This is a genomic window from Variovorax soli, assembly GCF_031454625.1.
GTDB classification, from domain to species: domain Bacteria; phylum Pseudomonadota; class Gammaproteobacteria; order Burkholderiales; family Burkholderiaceae_C; genus Variovorax; species Variovorax soli_A.
In genome coordinates, this window is the sequence record NZ_JAVDRF010000003.1 from 165,647 (window position 1) to 183,286 (window position 17,640).

The following is a 17,640-nucleotide window of genomic DNA, read 5'->3' on the forward strand; positions in this document are numbered from 1 at the left end:
CACGAGATTCAACATGGCAAAGATTCAGGCAAGAACGCAAAGCGAAGGCCCCGAAGACGGTCTGCGCGAGAAGATGATCGCGATCAACCGCGTCACCAAGGTGGTGAAGGGTGGTCGTATCCTCGGTTTCGCAGCACTCACCGTGGTCGGTGACGGCGATGGCCGCGTCGGCATGGGCAAGGGCAAGTCGAAGGAAGTGCCGGCCGCAGTGCAGAAGGCGATGGAAGAAGCGCGCCGCAATCTCGCGAAGATCTCGATCAAGAACGGCACCTTGCACCATCGCGTGACGGGCCATTGGGGCGCCGCTTCGGTGGTCATGATCCCGGCGCCGAAGGGTACCGGCATCATCGCCGGCGGCCCGATGCGCGCCGTGTTCGAAGTGATGGGCATCACCGACATCGTGGCCAAGAGCCACGGTTCGTCGAACCCCTACAACATGGTTCGTGCCACGCTGGACGGCCTGCGCAACTCGACGACGGCTTCCGAAGTCGCTGCCAAGCGCGGCCTGACCGTCGAGCAACTCTTCGCCTGAACGGGAGCATCGACATGACGACGCAACAACAAACGCTCAAGGTGCAACTGGTCAAGAGCCCGATCGGCACCAAGCAATCGCATCGCGATACCGTGCGCGGCCTGGGCCTGCGCAAGCTCAACAGCGTGAGCGAACTGCAGGACACGCCCGCGGTGCGCGGCATGATCAACAAGATCAGTTATCTGGTCAAAGTGCTCTAAGAGAGACGGATATGGAACTCAATGGCATCAAGCCGGCGGCGGGCGCCAAGCACGCCAAGCGCCGCGTCGGCCGCGGCATCGGCTCCGGCCTGGGCAAGACCGCGGGCCGCGGTCACAAGGGTCAGAAGTCCCGCGCGGGCGGTTTCCACAAGGTCGGCTTCGAAGGCGGCCAGATGCCGCTGCAGCGCCGGCTGCCCAAGCGAGGCTTCAAGTCTCAGTCGCTCAAGTACAACGCCGAAGTGACGCTCGCTGCGCTCGAGAAGCTCGGGTTGACCGAAGTGGACCTGCTCGCGCTCAAGCAAGCCGGCCTGGTGGGCCAGATCGCGAAGGTCGTGAAGGTCATCAAGTCGGGCGAGTTGACCAAGGCCATCAAGCTGACGGGCATCGGCGCGACTGCCGGCGCCAAGGCCGCGATCGAAGCGGCCGGCGGCAGCGTGGCCTGATCACGAGCGAAAGAAGGTCATAGTGGCAACGAACGCGGCGACGCTCGCAAAGACAGGCAAGTTCGGCGACCTGCGTCGCCGGCTGGTCTTCTTACTGCTCGCCCTCGTGGTCTACCGCATCGGAGCGCACATTCCGGTGCCGGGCATCAACCCGGACCAACTGGCGCAGCTGTTCAAGGGCCAGCAAGGCGGCATCCTGAGCCTGTTCAACATGTTCTCGGGCGGCGCGCTCTCGCGCTTCACCGTGTTCGCGTTGGGCATCATGCCGTACATCTCCGCGTCGATCATCATGCAGTTGATGACCTATGTGGTGCCGACTTTCGAGCAGTTGAAGAAGGAAGGCGAGGCCGGCCGTCGCAAGATCACCCAGTACACCCGCTACGGGACGCTCGGCCTGGCCCTGTTCCAGTCCTTCAGCATTGCGGTGGCGCTGGAATCTTCCGCAGGGCTGGTGATCTCGCCCGGTTTCGGTTTCCGGCTTACGGCCATGGTCAGCCTGACGGCGGGCTCGATGTTCCTGATGTGGCTCGGCGAGCAGATCACCGAACGAGGCTTGGGCAACGGCATCTCGATCCTGATTTTCGCGGGCATCGCTGCCGGTCTGCCGAGTGCCGTCGGCGGCCTGCTGGAACTGGTGCGCACCGGCGCCATGAACGTGCTCGTCGCACTGTTCATCGTCGCCGTGGTGATCCTGGTCACCTACTTCGTGGTGTTCGTCGAGCGCGGTCAGCGCAAGATCCTGGTGAACTATGCGCGTCGGCAGGTGGGGAACAAGGTCTATGGCGGCCAGTCCTCGCACCTGCCGCTGAAGCTGAACATGGCCGGCGTGATCCCCCCGATCTTCGCCTCCTCGATCATCCTGCTGCCGACCACGGTGGTGAGCTGGTTCAGCACGGGCGACAGCATGCGCTGGATCAAGGACATCGCGAGCGCGCTGACGCCGGGACAGCCGATCTACGTGCTGCTCTATGCCGCCGCGATCGTGTTCTTCTGCTTCTTCTACACGGCCCTCGTGTTCAACAGCCGCGAGACTGCCGACAATCTGAAGAAGAGCGGTGCGTTCATCCCAGGCATCCGCCCGGGTGACCAGACCGCGCGCTACATCGACAAGATCCTGGTTCGCCTCACGCTGGCGGGCGCGGTGTACATCACCTTCGTCTGCCTGCTTCCGGAGTTCCTGATCCTGAAATACAACGTGCCGTTCTATTTTGGCGGCACCTCTTTGCTGATCATCGTGGTTGTCACGATGGACTTCATGGCCCAAGTGCAGAACTACATGATGTCGCAGCAGTACGAGTCCCTGCTAAAGAAAGCCAATTTCAAGACTTCGTAGCAGCCAAAGCGAGATGTCGGTGCGGATGCAATGCATCCGCATCCTTACAGGTGACAAGGTCACCATCGAGTTGACGCCCTATGACTTGAGCCGGGCGCACATTGTGTTTAGGGCGAAGTGAGTCGCCGGGTTGAACAGAGTTTTAGGAGAGTGAAATGAGAGTTTCGGCTTCGGTCAAGACCATTTGCCGCAATTGCAAGATCATCCGCCGCAAAGGTGTCGTGCGCGTGATCTGCACCGACCCGCGCCACAAGCAGCGCCAGGGTTGAGCTAGAGATTTAAGAGGACGCACATGGCACGTATTGCTGGCATCAACATTCCGCCGCACAAGCACGCTGAGATCGGCCTGACCGCCATCTTCGGCATCGGTCGCACCCGCGCTCGCAAGATCTGCGAAGCGAGCGGCATCGAGTACTCGAAGAAGATCAAGGATCTGACCGACGCCGATCTCGAGAAGATCCGCGACCAGATCGCGCTCTTCACCATCGAAGGCGACCTGCGCCGCGAAACGACGATGAACATCAAGCGCTTGATGGACATCGGCTGCTACCGCGGCTTCCGTCACCGTCGCGGCCTGCCGATGCGCGGCCAGCGCACGCGCACCAACGCCCGCACCCGCAAGGGTCCGCGCAAGGCCGCGCAGTCCCTGAAGAAGTAAGGATAGACAAGCATGGCTAAAGCTCCTGCCAACAACGCCGCACAGCGCGTTCGCAAGAAGATCCGCAAGAACGTGGCGGATGGCGTCGCGCACGTGCATGCCTCGTTCAACAACACGATCATCACGATCACCGATCGCCAGGGCAATGCCCTGTCGTGGGCGTCGTCGGGTGGCCAGGGCTTCAAGGGCTCGCGCAAGTCGACGCCCTTCGCTGCGCAGGTCGCTTCCGAAGTCGCCGGCCGCGCTGCGGTGGAACAAGGCATCAAGAACCTCGATGTCGAGATCAAGGGCCCCGGCCCCGGTCGCGAATCGTCGGTGCGCGCACTCGCCGCACTCGGCATCCGCATCAACTCGATTGCCGATGTGACGCCAGTTCCGCACAACGGCTGCCGTCCCCAAAAGCGCCGTCGCATCTGAGGCGAAGGCGTTCGGCGCAGCCAGCTTCCGGGCCGGCTGCGCGTTTTGTTTTTAACAAGCCCACCGCCATCGGCACGCCGCTGATGGCTCCCGCAGTCCCCTGCGGAAGATGACACAAAGGAAGATCAAGTGGCACGCTACCTCGGCCCCAAGGCCAAACTTTCCCGCCGCGAAGGCACGGACCTGTTCCTCAAGAGCGCGCGCCGCTCCATCCAGGACAAGGCCAAGTTCGATTCCAAGCCCGGCCAGCATGGCCGCACCTCGGGCCAGCGCACCTCCGACTTCGGCCTGCAGCTGCGCGAGAAGCAGAAGGTCAAGCGCATGTACGGCGTGCTCGAGAAGCAGTTCCGCCGCTACTTCGAGGAAGCTGACCGCCGCCGTGGCAACACCGGCGCCAACCTGCTGTTCCTGCTCGAGTCCCGCCTGGACAACGTGGTCTACCGCATGGGCTTCGGCTCCACGCGCGCCGAAGCGCGCCAGCTGGTGTCGCACAAGGCGATCACGGTCAACGGCAAGTCCGTCAACATTCCGTCTTACCTGGTCAAGACCGGCGACCTGGTCGCAGTGCGCGACAAGTCGAAGAAGCAGAACCGCATCGTCGAGGCGCTGCAACTGGCCCAGCAAGTCGGCATCCCGGCATGGGTCGAAGTGAACGCCGACAAGGCCGAAGGTACCTTCAAGAAGGTGCCCGATCGCGACGAGTTCGGTGCGGACATCAACGAATCGCTGATCGTCGAGCTGTATTCGAGGTAACGAGCGATACGTGCCGCCCACCGGTGGCCCGAGCCTTAGATTCTTGTTCCCTGCCGCGAGCACTGCGGCCGGGCACTTCACCAGCCTTACCGGTGTAACGAGCCGGGGGTATTGAGAGGAAGTCTGCATGCAAACCACCCTGTTGAAACCCAAGACCATCCAGGTCGAGCAACTGGCCGCCAACAAGGCCAAGGTCACGCTCGAGCCTTTCGAGCGCGGCTACGGCCACACGCTCGGCAACGCGCTGCGCCGCGTATTGCTGTCCTCGATGGTCGGGTACTCCGCCACCGAAGTGACGATCGCCGGCGTGCTGCACGAGTACTCGTCCATCGATGGCGTGCAGGAAGATGTCGTCAACATCCTGTTGAACCTCAAGGGCGTGGTGTTCAAGCTCCACAACCGCGACGAAGTGACGCTGAGCCTGCGCAAGGACGGCGAGGGCGCGGTCACCGCCTCGGACATCCAGACCCCGCACGACGTCGAGATCATCAACCCCGACCATGTCATCGCCCATCTGTCGCAAGGCGGCAAGCTGGACATGCAGATCAAGGTCGAGAAGGGCCGCGGCTATGTCCCCGGCACCATGCGCCGCTATGCGGACGAGCCGACCAAGTCGATCGGCCGTATCGTGCTGGACGCCTCCTTCTCGCCCGTCAAGCGCGTGAGCTACACCGTCGAGAGCGCCCGGGTGGAGCAGCGCACCGACCTGGACAAGCTGATCGTCGAGATCGAGACCAACGGCGCCATCACCGCAGAAGACGCGGTCCGCGCCTCGGCCAAGATCCTCGTCGAGCAGCTGGCCGTATTCGCGCAGCTGGAGGGTGGCGAGCTCGCCGCCTTCGACCAGCCCGCGCCGCGCAGCGCTCAGCAGTTCGACCCGATCCTGCTGCGCCCGGTCGACGAGCTCGAGCTCACGGTGCGTTCGGCCAACTGCCTGAAGGCAGAGAATATCTACTACATCGGCGACCTGATCCAGCGTACCGAGAACGAACTGCTCAAGACCCCCAACCTGGGTCGCAAGTCGCTCAACGAAATCAAGGAAGTGCTCGCCTCGCGCGGCCTGACCTTGGGCATGAAGCTCGAAAGCTGGCCGCCCGCGGGACTGGACAAGCGTTAACTCACAAGGGCTGCCGCGCGCGGCAAGCCTTGTTTTCTAGCAACGGTGAACGCGAGGTACCTGATACGGCCGCGCGGATTTGATAAGGAAAGGAACTCACCATGCGTCACGGACACGGACTCCGCAAACTCAACCGCACCAGCTCGCACCGCCTGGCGATGCTGCAGAACATGATGAACTCGCTCATCGAGCACGAGGCCATCAAGACCACGGTCCCCAAGGCCAAGGAACTGCGCCGCGTCATCGAGCCGATGATCACCCTGGCCAAGAAGCCCACGGTGGCCAACAAGCGGCTGGCGTTCAACCGCCTGCGCGACCGCGACAGCGTGGTCAAGCTATTCGCTGAACTCGGCCCGCGCTACCAGGCGCGCCCGGGTGGCTACACGCGCATCCTGAAGATGGGCTTCCGTGTCGGCGACAACGCCCCCATGGCGTTGGTCGAACTGGTCGATCGCCCCGAAATTGCCGATGTCGCTGCCGACGAGCAGGCCGGCGAAGAATAGGCTATAATATTAATCTGCCGCGCGATGGAGCAGCCTGGTAGCTCGTTGGGCTCATAACCCAAAGGTCGCAAGTTCAAATCTTGCTCGCGCAACCAGATCTTTTGCGAATCCGAGGTTCGCAAATATAAAACGCCCACTTTCGAGTGGGCGTTTTTGTTTTTGCTTCAGGCAATAGAAATTGGGCGGCCTCGCGGGCTCAACGATTTTTACCGATTAAATATGCCGGCTAGAAATGTCGGCCGCTTGGCGCGACCCCGCCCTCCCTCCTTAAGAAAAAACAATGCCTTCATCGCCGCGGTACGGCCGCGAGCGCCGAGGGACAAAAAAAGTTGTGGATTTTCCCCCTGCCATGTGTAACATTTGGTCAACAAACACCGAGCAACGGCGGAAAAGTCCATGAATCCCGGGCACATAGAATTTCATGATTGACCCTTCGATTTCCCGCGATCTCGTCGAGAACGCGATGGATGCGGTCCAGCGGGTCGTCCATTACATTTTCGACAATCAGCCTGCTGTTCCATTTCATCCGACGACTGATCTTCTTTCCCTGGATGAGAATGAGCAGGAGCGGATTCGTCGTGGGGAACAGGCCAATTACCGAGGTCGGCCGACGATGTCGGCTCTCAGTTTCTGTCTGACCTCGGCCATTTCCGTGCTGGCCATTGCGCATTCCTTGATCGACCAACCGGACAGTCTCTCTCCGGTCGAGCGCGACCAGCTCTGGAAAAAGCTGGCCGCCGAGACCAAGGTGGCGGGGCGGGCCGCCTACCGTGCGGCGCTCATTCTTTCCGACCCCGGCGCGGAGGACGGCGCCTTTCTCTAGCGGTCGGCGTCGGCCGCTCAGTCGGGCACGACAGCCGTGACCTCGATCTCCACCTTGGCGCGGGCCTCCACCAGCGCCGCAACCTCCACGCAAGTCATCGCGGGGAAGTTGCGGCCCATCGCATCGCGGTAGACCGGCCCCAACTCGCCCAGGCGCCGGTTGTATTCGTCGCGGTCGGTCACGTACCACGTCATCCGCACCATGTGCTCGGGACCGGCGCCGCCCTCGCGCAGGATCTCGGCGATGTTGCGCAGCGCCTGACCCGTCTGCTCGATGAAGTCGTCGGAGACGAACTGCTGCTGGGCGTTCCAGCCCACCTGTCCGCCGACAAAGATCATCGTGCCGCGCGCGGCGACTCCGTTCGCATAGCCTTTGGGAGGCGCCCAGCCCGGGGGCTGCAAGAGTTTGTTCATGGTGTCATCTGCCTCAGTTTGAATCGTTGGAGCTTCCCGGTTTCGGTGCGCGGCAGGCCGGCTACGAACTCGATCTCCCTTGGGTACTTGAAGGGAGCGATGGTGGCCTTGACGTGCTCCTGCAGCGCCTTGACCATCGCCGCATCGCCGGTGTGGCCGGGCTTGAGCACGCAGAAGGCCTTGACGATCATGCCGCGCTCCTCGTCCGGCTTGCCGATCACGCCGCACTCGGCGACGGCGGGGTGCTTGAGCAGCGCATCCTCCACCTCCGGACCGCCCACGTTGTAGCCGGCCGTGATGATCATGTCGTCGGCGCGCGATTGGTAGAAGAAGTAGCCGTCCTCATCCTGCACGAAAGCATCGCCGGGGTAGTTCCAGCCATTCTTCACGTAATCGGTCTGGCGCGGGTCGTCCAGGTAGCGGCAGCCGACCGGGCCGATCAGCGCCAGCTTGCCGACGGTGCCGCGCGGCACTTCCTTGCCTTCGTCGTCGACCACCTTGGCGGTGAAGCCAGGCACGACCTTGCCGACGGCGCCGCGCCGCACGTCCTCGGGGGCTGCCGAGATGTAGATGTGGAAGACCTCGGTGCCGCCGATGCCGTCCAGCATTTCGATGCCGGTGGCGTCTTTCCAAAGCTGGCGCGTCGCATCCGGGAGCGCCTCGCCGGCGCTCACGCTGATGCGCAGCGTGGGAACGCCCAGCGTCTTCGCGAAGGGCGCCATCTGCCTATAGAAAGTGGGGGCCGTGTAGCAGATCGTGGCGCCCACATCGCGGATGGTCTTGACCATGTTCTCCGGTGTGTAGGGCCCATCGTTGAAATAGACCGAGGCGCCGGCCCACATCGGAAAGACCAGCAGCCCGCCGAGCCCGAAGGTGAAGGCCAGCGGCGGCGAGCCCAGCACGATGTCCTCGCTGCGGGCGCGCAGCACGTGGCGTGGCCAGGTCTCGCAAATGCACAGCACGTCGCGGTGCGTGCTTACCGGCGCCTTCGGCTTGCCCGTGGTGCCGGACGTGAAGGCCAGCAGCGCGATATCGTCAGCGGCCGTGGGGCAGGCCTTGAACACGCCGGGCTTGGCGGCGGCGCGCGCCTCCAGCGAGTCGGGCCCCTCCGGCTGGTTGAAGGCAATCAAGGTCTTGAGCACCGGATGGGCCTGCTGTGCGGTCCGAAGCTCGTCGAGCAACCGACCGTCGCACAGCGCGACCACGGGCTGCGCCTTCTCGATGATGTCCCCCAGCTCCTTGGCGCGCAGCAGCGGCATGGTGGCGACCGCGATCAGGCCTGCCTTCACCACCGCAAGCCAGCTCAGCGCCATCGCAATCGAGTTGCCGCCGCGCAGCAGCACGCGGTTGCCCGGCACCAGGCTCAGGTCCTCCGTCAGTACCTGCGCGATGCGATTGACTTCCTTTGCGGCATGGGCATAGCTCAGCGTGCGCGACGGCGAGCGCAGCATCGGCCGGTCGGCCCAAGGCTTGGAGGCGGCCTTGTCGAGCAGTTCCTCCACCAGGTTCAATTGGTCGGGCAGCTGCAGTTCGGGGAGGTCATAGCGCAGCGTCGGCAGCTGGTCTGCCGGCGGCAGGCGGTCGTGGACGAAACGGTCGACCTGCGCACTCATGTCACGCTCCGCAGCACCGACTTGCCGATGATCAGCTGCTGTACTTCCGTCGCGCCCTCGTAGATGCGCAGCGACCGGATGTCTCGGTACAGGCTCTCGACCTTGGTGCCCACCTTCACACCCAGGCCGCCGTGCATCTGCAGCGCCATGTCGATCACGCGGCTTGCGTTTTCCGTGGCGCACATCTTGGCCATCGCTGCGGCGGCCGTGATGTCGCCGGCCGGCGGCACGCCGCGCTTTTCGCTGTCGTCGCGCATCCAGGCGGCGCGGTAGGTCAGGAGCGCCGCGCTGTCGATCAGTGCGGCCATTTCACCCAGCTTGGCCTGCGTGAGCTGGAAATCGGCCAGGGTCTGGCCGAACATGCGGCGGGTGCTCGCATGGCGCACGGCCTCGGCCAGGGCGCGACGCGCCATGCCGAGCGCGGCGCCGGCCACCGAGGCGCGGAAGATGTCCAGCGTGCGCATCGCAAGCTTGAAGCCGCCGTTCACCTCGCCCAGCTGGGCTTCGCGCGCCACCGTGCAATTCTCGAAGCGCAGCGTGGCGAGTGGGTGCGGCGCCATCACCTCGATATGCGCGGAGCTGTCGAGCCCCGGCGTGTTCGCATCGACGACGAAGGCGCTGATGCCGCGCGATCCTGCCGCCGGATCGGTCTTGGCGAACACGCAGTAGAAGTCCGCGATGCCGCCGTTGCTGATCCAGGTCTTCTGGCCATCGAGGCGCCAGCCTTGCGGCGCGGCAACCGCCTGCATGGCCATTGCGCCCACGTCGGAGCCGGCCTCCGGCTCGCTGAGGGCGAAGGCCGCGATCTTGTCGCCGCGCGCCACGGCGCCGAGGTAATCGCGCTGCTGCGCGGCACTGCCCGCCAGCGTGATCGCACCGCTGCCCAAGCCCTGCATCGCGAATGCGAAATCGGCCAGCGGCGAATGGAAGGCGAGCGTTTCGCGCAGCAGCACCAGCGCGCGCGAATCGAGGCGCTCCAGCGCGCCGCCCGCGGATGCCGGCACGCAATAGCGCAGCCAGCCGCCCTGGCCCAGGCGCTTGACCCAGTCGCGGCAGGCGGCGCGATCATCGCGTTCGTCCACCGATTGCGCGGCCACCCAAGGCAGCAGGTCGCGCGCCAGCGCACGATGCGCGTCGTCGAAGAAGGGAAGCGCCAGGTGCGCCGTGTTGGGGGATGAAGCCGATGCAGCCATTTCGTCAGTCTCCGCCGAACACCGGTTTGCGCTTGGCTGCGAAAGCCTCGAAGGCGCGCTTGAAGTCCTCGGTCTGCATGCAGATCGCCTGCGCCTGGGCTTCGGCCTCGATCGCCTGGTCGATGGTCATCGACCATTCCTGCGAAAGCATGGTCTTGGTCATGCCGTGGGCAAAGCTCGGTCCTTCTGCGAGCTTGCGCGCCATGGCGGCCGCGGCGGACAGGAGCGCATCGCTTTCGTGCAAGGCGTTGAAGAAGCCCCAGGCCTGTCCCTCCTGCGCCGTCATGGCGCGCCCGGTGAACAGCAGCTCCGAGGCGCGGCCCTGGCCGATCACCCGCGGCAGCAGCGCGCAGGCGCCCATGTCGGCACCGGCAAGCCCGACGCGGGTGAACAGGAACGCAGTGTTCGTGGACGGCGTGCCGTAGCGCAGGTCGCAAGCCAGCGCGATCATCGCGCCGGCACCGGCGCACACGCCGTCGATGGCGCCAACGATGGGCTGCGGACAGTGGCGCATGGCCTTCACCAGGTCGCCCGTCATGCGGGTGAACTCCAGCAGCTCGGGCATGCGCATCTTCGTCAGCGGACCGATGATCTCGTGGACATCGCCACCCGAGCAGAAGTTGCCTCCCGCGCCGGCCACGACGATCGCCTTGACATCGGTCGCGAAGTACAGAGCGCGGAACAGATCGCGCAGCTCGGCATAGGAGTCGAAGGTCAGCGGGTTCTTGCGCTCGGGCCTGTTCAGCGTGATGGTGCCGACGCCGGCTTCGAAAGCCCAGCTGAAGTGCTCGGCCCGGTAAGCCGATTTCGATTCGAAGTGCGCATGCATGGGATTGCCTGCGCCGATGTAATGCTTCATAGGGCCTCCGCCAATTGCTGATGAGAATGCTGCTTGACCTTGCCGAGCAGCTTGTGCAGCTGCGCGATCTCCTTGGCATTGAGCGCCGCGAAGGCGTCGACGATCCATGCCTCGTGCTGCTGCGCCATGTCATTGAAGAGCCGGCGCCCGCGTGCGGTCAGCCGAACGCGCCAAGCTCGGCGATCGCCCTCGACGTCGACGCGCTCGACCAGCCCCTCGGCCACCAGCTGGTCGGTGATGCCGGTGACGTTTCCGCCGGTCACCATCATGCGGCGCGAAAGCTCGTTCATCTTGAGCCCTTCGGGCGCGCGCTCCAGCTGCGACATCAGGTCGAAGCGGGGCAGGGTGGTGCCGAACTGCTCGCGCAGCTCGTTGCGCACCTGCTTCTCGATCAGCTGGGTGCAGGTCAGGAGACGCAGCCAGAGACGCAGTTCCTCCGGGTGCTCGCTGTGGCCGCGTGCTTCGAGGTCCATGCTATTGCTCCTCTTCCGGATTGCGCGGCGCGGCGCTGTGGGCCATGGCGGCGGCGAGCTGTTGCTGCTTGGCGATCTCGCGGTACAGCTGATCGCGACCGCTCAGATACTGCTTCGGCCAATCGACCTCGCGGCTCTGCAGCCTGGCCGCTTCATGCAGCGTCCAGGCCGGGTCGGCCAGGTGGGGACGCGCGATCGCGCAGAGGTCGGCGCGGCCTGCGGCGATGATGCTGTTGGCCTGGTCGGCATCGGTGATGGCGCCCACCGCAATGGTCGCGATGCCCACCTCGTTGCGGATCCGGTCGGCAAACGGCGTCTGGTACATGCGGCCGTACACCGGCTTGGCAGCGCGGGTGGTCTGGCCTGAAGAAACATCGATGAAGTCGCAGCCTGCTTCCTTGAAGAGGCGTGCCACGACCACCGCATCCGCATCGGTGTTGCCGCCGGGCACCCAGTCGTGGGCCGAGATGCGCACGCTCATCGGCTTGTCCGCGGGCCACGCCGCGCGCATGGCGCGGAACACTTCCAGCGGATAGCGGCAGCGGTTCTCCAGGCTGCCGCCGTAATCGTCGGTGCGCAGGTTGGTCAGCGGGCTGATGAAAGAGGCCAGCAGGTAGCCGTGCGCGCAGTGGAGCTCGAGCCAGTCGAAGCCGGCCTCGGCCGCGCGCCGCGTCGAGGCCACGAACTGGTCCCGCAGCGTGTTCATGTCTTCGCGCGTCATCGCGGCCGGCAACTGGTTCTGGTCGCCGTAGGCCAGCGCGCTGGCGGCCAGCAGAGGCCAGTTGCCCTGCGGCAGCGGCTCGTCCATTTCTTCCCAGCCCAGCTGGGTCGAGCCCTTGGGGCCGCTGTGCCCCAGCTGCATGCCGATCTTGGCAGTGCTCTGGGTGTGCACGAAATCGACGATGCGCCTGAAGGCCGCCGATTGCGCATCGTTGTAGAGGCCGGTGCAGCCCGGCGTGATGCGGCCTTCGGGCGTGGGGCTGGTCATCTCCACGAACACGATCGCCGCCCCGCCGAGCGCGCGCGCGCCGAGATGGACCAGCAGGAAGTCCTTCGGCACGCCGTCGACGGCGCTGTAGGTTGCCATCGGCGAGACCATGATGCGGTTCTTGAGCGTGAGCCCGCGCGCCTTCAGCGGCATCAACATCGGTGGGATGGCCTTGCCGCCCGACAGCCACCGCTCGTAGCCGCCCAGCCATTGCGTGTCGCGCAGTCGCAGGTTCTCGTGGCTGATGCGCTGCGATCGCGTGAGCAGCGAATAAGCGAACTGCTCGATCTCCATGCCCGTATAGCGCTTCACGTTCTCGAACCACTCGGTCGAATTGCGGGCCGCGTTCTGGATCTTCAGCACCTCGACGCTGCGCCGCGCCTCGTAGGCCTCGAGCACGGCATCGACATCGCCGCCGCGCTCGAATTCGTTGCACAGGTCGATCGCGTCCTCGAGCGCGAGCTTGGTGCCCGAGCCGATGGAGAAGTGGGCGGTATGCGCCGCATCGCCCATCAGCACCACCGGCACGCTCTTGCCGCCGATGTCGACGCGGTGCGTCCAATGCTTGCAGACCACGCGCGGAAAGCGGATCCAGTTGGCCGACCCGCGCAGGTGGGTGGCGTTGCTGATCAACGCGTGGCCGCCCAGGTACTTCGCGAACATCTTCTCGCAGAAGGCGATCGCCTCGGGCTGCTCCATCTGGTCCAGCCCGTGGGCCTTCCAGACCTCTTCCGGCGTCTCGACGATGAAGGTCGAGGTCTTGTCGTCGAACTGGTAGGCATGCGCCTGGAACCAGCCATGCTCCGTCTCTTCGAAGGCGAAGGTGAAGGCGTCGAAGGTCTGGTGCGTGCCGAGCCAGACGAAGCGGCATTGGCGCAGGTCGATGTCAGGCTCGAAGACCTGGGCGTAGCGCTGGCGGATGCGGCTGTTGAGGCCATCGCTGGCGATCACGAGGTCGGCGTTGTACTGCTCGGCCAGCGCCTGATCGTCCGTCACGTCGGTCTCGAACACCAGCTTGACGCCCAGGGCCAGGCAGCGCTCCTGCAGGATGTTGAGCAGCCGCTTGCGCCCGATGCCGCAGAAGCCATGGCCGCCCGAGCGCACCTGTCGGCCCTTGAAGAAGACCTGGATGTCGTCCCAGTGATGGAACTCGTTGCCGATCAGCGCGGCACTCGGGGGGTCGGCCGCGCGGAGGTTGTCCAGCGTCTGGTCGCTGAGCACCACGCCCCAGCCGAACGTGTCGAAGGGGCGGTTGCGCTCGACCACCGTGACCTCGAGGCCGGGCTGCCTGGCTTTCATCAGGAGCGCGAAATAGAGGCCGGCGGGCCCGCCGCCGATGCACAGGATGCGCTGCAGGTTGGGTGCGAAGCTATTCATGGATCAATAGTTTAGGCCTAAACAATTTGATGTCAACTCCAGCAAGGGTTTCCCTGAGGGTCGGTTGACGACTTTGCGCGTGCTGGCAAGAATGGCTCCATGCCCAGTCTGATGCCAAGCTCCCTGCCAAGCCTGATGCCGAAGATCGAGTCGCAGCTCTCCGACTTGCCGGTCCCCTTGACCCTTCAGCTGCCCGACGGCCGCCAGGTCAGCCGGCCCGGATCGCGCATCACGCTGGCCTTCTCGGACTGGTCGGCCCTCGCCAAGCTGGGCGCACGGCAGCTCGGCGCCATCGGCGAGGCCTATGTCGAGGGCAAGGTCCAGATCCAGGGCGCCATGCGCGACCTGGTCGATGTCACGGTCGGGCTGCTGCCGGGCAATCCGGCGGAGATCACCCACAGCTGGTGGAGCAAGCTGCAGCGGCACGCGCGTTCGCGCGGCTCGCATTCGCTCGGCAAGGATGCGGAGCAGATCCAGTTCCACTACGACGTGTCCGACGACTTCTATGCGCTGTGGCTGGACCCGCGCCGCGTCTATTCGTGCGCCTATTTCCGCGACGCCGCCATGACACTGGCGCAGGCGCAGGAGGCCAAGCTCGACCACATCTGCCGCAAGCTCATGCTGCAGCCCGGCGACCGCTACCTGGACATCGGCTCCGGCTGGGGCGGGTTGCTGCTGTGGGCGGCCGAGCACTACGGCGTCGACGCGACCGGCATCACGCTGTCGAAGAACCAGCACGCCTACGTGACGCGGCTGATCGAGGAAAAGGGCCTTTCGGGCCGGGTTCGGGTGGAGCTGCGCGACTACCGCTTGCTCGAGGAGGACAAGCCCTTCGACAAGATCTCTTCCGTGGGCATGTTCGAGCACGTGGGCAGCGCCAACATGGGCACCTACTTCCGCAAGGTCCATGCCCTGCTCAAGCCCGGCGGCTTGGCGCTGAACCATGGCATCACCTCGGGCCAGCTCGAGTATGCGCAACTGGGCGCCGGCCTGGGCGACTTCATCGAGAAGTACATCTTCCCGGGCGGCGAGCTGCTGCACGTCACCCGCATCCTGCACGAGACCTCTGCCGCCGGGCTCGAGATGGTCGACACCGAAAACCTGCGGCCGCACTACGCACGCACGCTGTGGCATTGGTCGGATGCGCTCGAGGCGCGCTTCGACGAGGCACGCGAGGTCCTGGTGCGCACCAGCGGCACGGACAAGGCCGAGCGCATCCTGCGCGCCTACCGCTTGTACCTGGCAGGCTCGGCGATGAGCTTCGAGCAGGGCTGGATCGCGCTGCACCAGATGCTGTCCACCAGGCCCGACGGGAGGGTCAAAGAATGGCCGCTGCGCGGCGCACAGTCGGTGTACCCTTTTGTGCGTGACTACATCTACAAGTAAGCGAGGCACCCATGCTGTATCGATTCAAATCCCGCGCCAGCCCTCCCTTCGTGATGCTCGAGACGCACGCGCGGCAATTGTTCGACATCATCGGCAAGGCGCCCGCGCCCAAGGGCGTCATCACCGGTGAGCAGATGCCGGCCGCCATCTCCGCGCTCGAGTCCGCCATTGCGCGCGAGGGTCGCAACGCGCACAACTACGACGAATATGCCGTCGAGGGTCACGACAACGAGGCCGAGAAGCAGCACATCGGCTTGCACCAGCGCGCCGTGCCGCTGCTGCACATGCTCAAGGAGTCCCTGGCCGATGGCAAGGACGTGACCTGGGAGGTTTAGTTCGCAACCCTCGTCCGGGGGCGAAACCGGCGGTCCGGCAAAGCCGGTTCCGCGATGTCTCCTGACCGGGCCACTGGGCGCGGCCCGGGGAAGGCAAGTTCGAGGTCAGTCGACTTTTGCGCCGGAGGCCTTCACGACCTTCGCCCACTTGGCGTGCTCGCTGTCGATCAGCTTGGCGAAGGCGGCCGGCGTGTTGCCGCTCGGAATCGCGCCCTGGGCCTGCAGCTTCTCCTTGATGGCCGGTGTACTCAGCGATTTGGCGACTTCCTGCTGGATGCGGTTGATGATCTCGGGCGAGGTGCCGGCCGGCGCGAGCAGGCCGAACCATGAGCTCGCCTCGTAGCCTTTGAGCGCGGGGCCGCCGGCCTCTTCGACCGTGGGCACGTCGGGCAACGCCGGCGAGCGCTGCGCGCTGGTGACGGCCAGGGCCTTGAGCTTGCCGCCCTTGATCTGCTGCATCGAGGAGGGCAGGTTGTCGAACATCACGTCGGCATTGCCGCCGACCAGGTCCAGCAGGGCCGGGCCCGAGCCGCGGTAGGGGATGTGCGTCATGAAGCTGCCCGTCATCGTCTTGAAGAGCTCGCCGGCCAGGTGGATCGACGTACCGCTGCCGCTCGAGGCCATGTTGAGCTTGCCCGGGTTGGCCTTGGCGTACTTGATGAAATCCGCGACGCTGTTGATGTTCAGCGCCTTCGCCTTGTCGGCATTCATCTCCATCACGTTCGGGACCGCGGCCACCAGCGTGATCGGCGCGAAGTCCTTGATCGGGTCGTACGGCAGCTTGGGATAGAGCGCGCGGTTGATGCCGTGCGTGCCCACCGTGCCCATCAGCAGCGTGTAGCCGTCGTTCGGTGCCCTGGCGACGATCTCTGCGCCCACGTTGCCGCCGGCGCCCGCACGGTTGTCGACGATGAACTGCTGGCCGAAGGCCTTCGACAGCTCCGGCGCGACGGCGCGCGCCAGGATGTCGGTGGTGCCACCGGCCGCGAAGGGCACGACGATGCGCACCGGCTTGGTGGGCCAGGTGCCTTGCGCGCCGGCGGTACCTCCGGCCAGCAGCAGGGTGATGGCCGCAGCCGCCAAGGCGTTGCGACGTGAAAGGGACGGAAAAAATGTCATGTTGTGATCCTGTTGATCCGGTGGATGCCTGGCGCCGTGTTGTACATGGTGGGCGTCACATCCGCCGCAGGGAATAACCCCGTGTTCATGCAGGGGCCATGCACGCGCCCTGCATGCGCTCGGCGAAGCGCTGCGCCCGGAAGCGCTCCACCACGAAGTCGATGAACACCCGCGTCTTCGCCGGCAGCAGCTTCTTGCTCGGGTAGTAGAGCGAGAGCGGGCCCGAATCGGCATACCAGCCGGGCAACACGCGGACCAGGTCTCCGCGCTGCAGTCCGGGCAGGGCGAAGGGCATCGGCACCAGCGCGATACCGAGGCCCAGCATGGCCGCGCGGCACATGGCCTCGGGATCGCTGAAGATCACGCGCGGCCGGCCTTCCACCGCGGCCTCCTCGCCTGCCGCGCTGCGCAGCGTCCAGCTGCGCAGACGCCCCGTGGGGGAGGACCGTCGCACGATGCTGTCGAAGGCCGCCAGCTCGGAAGGGTGGGCCGGCGCCGGCCTGCCGGCGAGGTAGCGCGGCGCCGCCACCGCGACCACGTGGATGCGCGCCAGCTCGCGCGCCACGACGCCGGGCGTGAGCTGGATGCCGCCACCGATCGCCGCATCGAAACCCTCGCCGATCAGGTCCACCTGCCGATTGTCGAAATGCCAATCGGGCACCACGCCCGGGTAGCGCGCGAGGAATTCGCCGAGCAGCGGCACCACGTACTCGCGCCCGAAGGCCTGGCCCATGCTCACCTTGAGCGTCCCCGCCGGTTGCCGGTTGGCCTCGGCGGCGCCGGCCACTGCGTCCGCCAGGGTGCCGAGCGGGCCGGAGATCTGCTGCAGCAGCCGTTCGCCGCCCTCGGTCAGGGTCAGCTTGCGCGTGCTCCGCTGGAACAGGCGCAGGCCGAGGCCGGCCTCGAGCCGCGCAACGTTCTTGCTCACCGCCGCCGGCGTCAGGCCCAGCTGCCGCGCCGCCGCGGAAAAGCTGCCGCTCTCGGCGCTGCGCAGAAAGGATTCCAGGTGGCTCAAAGGTTGCATGAAGCGGATTCTCAACCCAAGGTTGAAATTGATAGGGCCTTTTAGTGGCTACCGCCAATGCAATCGAGTCGCGACACTGGA

The 17,640-nt window shown here is 65.3% G+C and carries 21 protein-coding genes, 1 tRNA gene and 1 pseudogene; 15 read left to right on the forward strand and 8 right to left on the reverse strand.

Going from position 1 to position 17,640, the window contains the following annotated elements; genetic code table 11:
* Nucleotides 1-13: 13 nt before the first annotated feature.
* From rpsE to J2739_RS07965, 13 genes and pseudogenes are all read left to right on the forward strand, one after another.
* Nucleotides 14-532, forward strand: coding sequence for a 30S ribosomal protein S5 (gene rpsE, locus J2739_RS07905; RefSeq protein WP_068674573.1), 519 nt, complete (start codon nucleotides 14-16; stop codon nucleotides 530-532).
* A 14-nt stretch (nucleotides 533-546) separates the two neighbouring features.
* Nucleotides 547-732 carry a 50S ribosomal protein L30 gene (gene rpmD / locus J2739_RS07910; protein WP_057593150.1) on the forward strand — a complete coding sequence of 62 codons (186 nt, stop codon included), beginning with the start codon at nucleotides 547-549 and terminating at the stop codon, nucleotides 730-732.
* An 11-nt stretch (nucleotides 733-743) separates the two neighbouring features.
* Nucleotides 744-1,175: a 50S ribosomal protein L15 gene (gene rplO, locus J2739_RS07915; protein WP_309900269.1), complete on the forward strand. Its 432-nt coding sequence runs from the start codon at nucleotides 744-746 to the stop codon at nucleotides 1,173-1,175.
* Between the two features lie 22 nt (nucleotides 1,176-1,197).
* Nucleotides 1,198-2,508 carry a preprotein translocase subunit SecY gene (secY, locus tag J2739_RS07920; protein WP_309900271.1) on the forward strand — a complete coding sequence of 437 codons (1,311 nt, stop codon included), beginning with the start codon at nucleotides 1,198-1,200 and terminating at the stop codon, nucleotides 2,506-2,508.
* Nucleotides 2,509-2,527: 19 nt separating this feature from the next.
* Nucleotides 2,528-2,629 (forward strand): annotated as a pseudogene (locus tag J2739_RS07925) (S1 domain-containing protein); the annotation flags it as partial.
* Between the two features lie 34 nt (nucleotides 2,630-2,663).
* Nucleotides 2,664-2,777, forward strand: coding sequence for a 50S ribosomal protein L36 (gene rpmJ / locus J2739_RS07930; protein ID WP_038201958.1), 114 nt, complete (start codon nucleotides 2,664-2,666; stop codon nucleotides 2,775-2,777).
* 23 nt (nucleotides 2,778-2,800) lie between these two features.
* On the forward strand, nucleotides 2,801-3,166 hold the full coding sequence (gene rpsM, locus J2739_RS07935; protein WP_019653977.1) for a 30S ribosomal protein S13: 366 nt from the start codon (nucleotides 2,801-2,803) through the stop codon (nucleotides 3,164-3,166).
* Between the two features lie 12 nt (nucleotides 3,167-3,178).
* Nucleotides 3,179-3,583 (forward strand): 30S ribosomal protein S11, encoded by a 405-nt coding sequence (rpsK, locus tag J2739_RS07940; RefSeq protein ID WP_309900272.1) that lies wholly within the window; start codon nucleotides 3,179-3,181, stop codon nucleotides 3,581-3,583.
* Between the two features lie 129 nt (nucleotides 3,584-3,712).
* A complete protein-coding gene (gene rpsD / locus J2739_RS07945) occupies nucleotides 3,713-4,336 on the forward strand; it encodes a 30S ribosomal protein S4 (protein WP_309900275.1) in 624 nt (207 codons plus the stop codon).
* Nucleotides 4,337-4,463: 127 nt separating this feature from the next.
* The gene (locus J2739_RS07950; protein WP_309900276.1) at nucleotides 4,464-5,453 is read left to right on the forward strand and encodes a DNA-directed RNA polymerase subunit alpha; all 990 of its coding nucleotides are present in this window, start codon (nucleotides 4,464-4,466) and stop codon (nucleotides 5,451-5,453) included.
* A 101-nt stretch (nucleotides 5,454-5,554) separates the two neighbouring features.
* Complete coding sequence (gene rplQ / locus J2739_RS07955) at nucleotides 5,555-5,956, forward strand: 50S ribosomal protein L17 (protein ID WP_309900278.1); 402 nt, start codon at nucleotides 5,555-5,557, stop codon at nucleotides 5,954-5,956.
* Nucleotides 5,957-5,974: 18 nt separating this feature from the next.
* Nucleotides 5,975-6,051: transfer RNA gene (locus J2739_RS07960), tRNA-Met, on the forward strand.
* 326 nt (nucleotides 6,052-6,377) lie between these two features.
* Nucleotides 6,378-6,779 carry a hypothetical protein gene (locus tag J2739_RS07965; protein WP_309900280.1) on the forward strand — a complete coding sequence of 134 codons (402 nt, stop codon included), beginning with the start codon at nucleotides 6,378-6,380 and terminating at the stop codon, nucleotides 6,777-6,779.
* 17 nt (nucleotides 6,780-6,796) lie between these two features.
* Here J2739_RS07965 and J2739_RS07970 read toward each other — a convergent pair whose 3' ends face one another.
* From J2739_RS07970 to J2739_RS07995, 6 genes are read right to left on the reverse strand one after another with little or no spacing between them, the layout of a single operon-like run.
* Nucleotides 6,797-7,192, reverse strand: coding sequence for a RidA family protein (locus J2739_RS07970; RefSeq protein ID WP_309900282.1), 396 nt, complete (start codon nucleotides 7,190-7,192; stop codon nucleotides 6,797-6,799).
* Nucleotides 7,189-8,805: an AMP-binding protein gene (locus tag J2739_RS07975; RefSeq protein WP_309900285.1), complete on the reverse strand. Its 1,617-nt coding sequence runs from the start codon at nucleotides 8,803-8,805 to the stop codon at nucleotides 7,189-7,191. Before J2739_RS07975 ends, J2739_RS07970 begins: the two co-directional genes overlap by 4 nt.
* Nucleotides 8,802-9,998, reverse strand: a complete 1,197-nt coding sequence (locus tag J2739_RS07980; RefSeq protein WP_309900287.1) for an acyl-CoA dehydrogenase family protein — start codon at nucleotides 9,996-9,998, stop codon at nucleotides 8,802-8,804. Before J2739_RS07980 ends, J2739_RS07975 begins: the two co-directional genes overlap by 4 nt.
* A gap of 4 nt (nucleotides 9,999-10,002) precedes the next feature.
* Nucleotides 10,003-10,857, reverse strand: a complete 855-nt coding sequence (locus J2739_RS07985; protein WP_309900289.1) for an enoyl-CoA hydratase family protein — start codon at nucleotides 10,855-10,857, stop codon at nucleotides 10,003-10,005.
* Nucleotides 10,854-11,330, reverse strand: a complete 477-nt coding sequence (locus tag J2739_RS07990; RefSeq protein ID WP_309900292.1) for a MarR family winged helix-turn-helix transcriptional regulator — start codon at nucleotides 11,328-11,330, stop codon at nucleotides 10,854-10,856. The genes J2739_RS07985 and J2739_RS07990 overlap by 4 nt, the downstream gene beginning before the upstream one ends.
* Before the next feature lies 1 nt (nucleotide 11,331).
* On the reverse strand, nucleotides 11,332-13,695 hold the full coding sequence (locus J2739_RS07995; RefSeq protein WP_309900294.1) for a bifunctional salicylyl-CoA 5-hydroxylase/oxidoreductase: 2,364 nt from the start codon (nucleotides 13,693-13,695) through the stop codon (nucleotides 11,332-11,334).
* 99 nt (nucleotides 13,696-13,794) lie between these two features.
* Here J2739_RS07995 and J2739_RS08000 point away from each other — a divergent pair, with 99 nt between their 5' ends.
* Together J2739_RS08000 and J2739_RS08005 are read left to right on the forward strand one after the other, a co-directional pair.
* Entirely contained in the window at nucleotides 13,795-15,081 is a 1,287-nt protein-coding gene (locus tag J2739_RS08000; protein WP_309900296.1) for a class I SAM-dependent methyltransferase, read from the forward strand.
* 11 nt (nucleotides 15,082-15,092) lie between these two features.
* Nucleotides 15,093-15,416 carry a DUF1840 domain-containing protein gene (locus J2739_RS08005; protein WP_309900298.1) on the forward strand — a complete coding sequence of 108 codons (324 nt, stop codon included), beginning with the start codon at nucleotides 15,093-15,095 and terminating at the stop codon, nucleotides 15,414-15,416.
* Nucleotides 15,417-15,521: 105 nt separating this feature from the next.
* On the opposite strand, the gene J2739_RS08010 is transcribed toward J2739_RS08005, so the two are convergent.
* On the reverse strand, nucleotides 15,522-16,535 hold the full coding sequence (locus tag J2739_RS08010) for a Bug family tripartite tricarboxylate transporter substrate binding protein (RefSeq protein ID WP_309900300.1): 1,014 nt from the start codon (nucleotides 16,533-16,535) through the stop codon (nucleotides 15,522-15,524).
* An 85-nt stretch (nucleotides 16,536-16,620) separates the two neighbouring features.
* The gene (locus J2739_RS08015) at nucleotides 16,621-17,559 is read right to left on the reverse strand and encodes a LysR family transcriptional regulator (protein WP_309900301.1); all 939 of its coding nucleotides are present in this window, start codon (nucleotides 17,557-17,559) and stop codon (nucleotides 16,621-16,623) included.
* Nucleotides 17,560-17,640: the final 81 nt, after the last annotated feature.

Excerpts from the sequence above, each read along its gene's own strand:
- J2739_RS07975 (WP_309900285.1), bottom strand. The coding sequence starts at position 8,805 with ATGAGTGCGCAGGTCGACCGTTTCGTCCACGACCGCCTGCCGCCGGCA.
- J2739_RS08015 (WP_309900301.1), bottom strand. The coding sequence starts at position 17,559 with ATGCAACCTTTGAGCCACCTGGAATCCTTTCTGCGCAGCGCCGAGAGC.
- J2739_RS07980 (WP_309900287.1), bottom strand. The coding sequence starts at position 9,998 with ATGGCTGCATCGGCTTCATCCCCCAACACGGCGCACCTGGCGCTTCCC.
- rpmD (WP_057593150.1), top strand. The coding sequence starts at position 547 with ATGACGACGCAACAACAAACGCTCAAGGTGCAACTGGTCAAGAGCCCG.
- rpmJ (WP_038201958.1), top strand. The coding sequence starts at position 2,664 with ATGAGAGTTTCGGCTTCGGTCAAGACCATTTGCCGCAATTGCAAGATC.
- J2739_RS07985 (WP_309900289.1), bottom strand. The coding sequence starts at position 10,857 with ATGAAGCATTACATCGGCGCAGGCAATCCCATGCATGCGCACTTCGAA.
- J2739_RS07970 (WP_309900282.1), bottom strand. The coding sequence starts at position 7,192 with ATGAACAAACTCTTGCAGCCCCCGGGCTGGGCGCCTCCCAAAGGCTAT.
- rpsM (WP_019653977.1), top strand. The coding sequence starts at position 2,801 with ATGGCACGTATTGCTGGCATCAACATTCCGCCGCACAAGCACGCTGAG.
- J2739_RS08010 (WP_309900300.1), bottom strand. The coding sequence starts at position 16,535 with ATGACATTTTTTCCGTCCCTTTCACGTCGCAACGCCTTGGCGGCTGCG.
- J2739_RS08000 (WP_309900296.1), top strand. The coding sequence starts at position 13,795 with ATGCCCAGTCTGATGCCAAGCTCCCTGCCAAGCCTGATGCCGAAGATC.
- rpsK (WP_309900272.1), top strand. The coding sequence starts at position 3,179 with ATGGCTAAAGCTCCTGCCAACAACGCCGCACAGCGCGTTCGCAAGAAG.
- J2739_RS07950 (WP_309900276.1), top strand. The coding sequence starts at position 4,464 with ATGCAAACCACCCTGTTGAAACCCAAGACCATCCAGGTCGAGCAACTG.
- rplO (WP_309900269.1), top strand. The coding sequence starts at position 744 with ATGGAACTCAATGGCATCAAGCCGGCGGCGGGCGCCAAGCACGCCAAG.
- J2739_RS07965 (WP_309900280.1), top strand. The coding sequence starts at position 6,378 with ATGATTGACCCTTCGATTTCCCGCGATCTCGTCGAGAACGCGATGGAT.
- rplQ (WP_309900278.1), top strand. The coding sequence starts at position 5,555 with ATGCGTCACGGACACGGACTCCGCAAACTCAACCGCACCAGCTCGCAC.
- J2739_RS07990 (WP_309900292.1), bottom strand. The coding sequence starts at position 11,330 with ATGGACCTCGAAGCACGCGGCCACAGCGAGCACCCGGAGGAACTGCGT.
- rpsE (WP_068674573.1), top strand. The coding sequence starts at position 14 with ATGGCAAAGATTCAGGCAAGAACGCAAAGCGAAGGCCCCGAAGACGGT.
- J2739_RS07995 (WP_309900294.1), bottom strand. The coding sequence starts at position 13,695 with ATGAATAGCTTCGCACCCAACCTGCAGCGCATCCTGTGCATCGGCGGC.
- J2739_RS08005 (WP_309900298.1), top strand. The coding sequence starts at position 15,093 with ATGCTGTATCGATTCAAATCCCGCGCCAGCCCTCCCTTCGTGATGCTC.